The organism is Oceanobacter sp. 3_MG-2023 (assembly GCF_030688925.1).
Classification (GTDB): Bacteria; Pseudomonadota; Gammaproteobacteria; order Pseudomonadales; family Oceanobacteraceae; genus Oceanobacter.
In genome coordinates this window covers 1-1,020 of sequence record NZ_JAUYVX010000042.1, presented here as the reverse complement: position 1 = coordinate 1,020, position 1,020 = coordinate 1, and the positions used below count along the sequence as shown (strand labels likewise).

Below are 1,020 nucleotides of genomic sequence, written 5' to 3'. Positions count from 1 at the left end.
CCTCGAACGGTGACTTGTCACCGGCGGAGCATGAGAAATTAGCCAATTAATGTGTCCGGTTTTGTTGACCAGAACAGAGCCACGAAGAGAAATCACTAGAGTTCCATCTGAATCTGTGTGAATCCCGGCAAAATCTGAGTTTTTACTCGCAAGCGTCCTAAGGCGATCGTCATAATCCGCCCAAGCTGTAGCATCACATACGAGAAAAGAAAGTAATATCCCTATCAAATTTTTCATTCATATATCCTTATTAGTCACAGTTAGTGTATGTATATTGCTCATTAAGAACAATATTGCTTGGATTGGTGTTTATTTTGTAAAACTCATAATTATATTCTGGATTCAATACGTCATCACAGACCAGCGCAGAATCCACACAATTTATTTCATATTCTACACTGGTTGTCAGAGTATCTTTTTCATCAAGTTCGGCGGTCAGTGATTTCAAAGTAGCATTTGAAGCACACTCGCTCGTCGATGTTTCACCATCGTAGAAAAGAATAACAACAGAATCGCTGAAATCGACATCTGGAATATCTTCAGAAGAAATTGCTGACCAAGAATCCTCGAAATCTGCAGAGCCAAGTACTCTAATCGAGCGACCTTCACCAAGAATGTTGTAGCCTGTATCTCCATATCCTATTTGCTCATAGGAAATAGCGTCTGTAGCACTACCCGAATCTGAAGATGCTCCACATCCAGCTAAACCAATCGATAACGCCAGTAACATTGCTTTCATCTTAAATCCTTTTCTCAGTAAGTATTGATAACGAAAATAATTATCAACAACTGTTAAATCAATGACTGTTTGTAAGGATTTGTCATTGCGAACATAGATTGTGATGCTTATCAATAAAACCATTTCATTGCACACAATGCTTATCACTTATTTTGAGAAATTTTCACTCAATAATATTTTTCTCAAATAATTTGAGAGCTTACACCGCCACCGCCGACCAGCGCCACCCCGGACGCCGTATGGTGCGGTGCCCGGAACGGCCGTTGACGCCAGCGTTCCAG

At 40.5% G+C, this 1,020-nt stretch carries 3 protein-coding genes; all 3 read right to left on the bottom strand.

What is annotated here, in order from left to right; genetic code table 11:
• On the bottom strand, positions 1-237 hold a 237-nt coding region (locus Q8W32_RS16525), incomplete at its 3' end, for a hypothetical protein (protein ID WP_305415689.1).
• 13 nt (positions 238-250) lie between these two features.
• On the bottom strand, positions 251-739 hold the full coding sequence (locus Q8W32_RS16520; protein ID WP_305415688.1) for a hypothetical protein: 489 nt from the start codon (positions 737-739) through the stop codon (positions 251-253).
• A gap of 182 nt (positions 740-921) precedes the next feature.
• Entirely contained in the window at positions 922-1,020 is a 99-nt protein-coding gene (locus Q8W32_RS16515; protein WP_305415690.1) for an ATP-binding protein, read from the bottom strand.

Excerpts from the sequence above, each read along its gene's own strand:
- Q8W32_RS16520 (WP_305415688.1), bottom strand. The coding sequence starts at position 739 with ATGAAAGCAATGTTACTGGCGTTATCGATTGGTTTAGCTGGATGTGGA.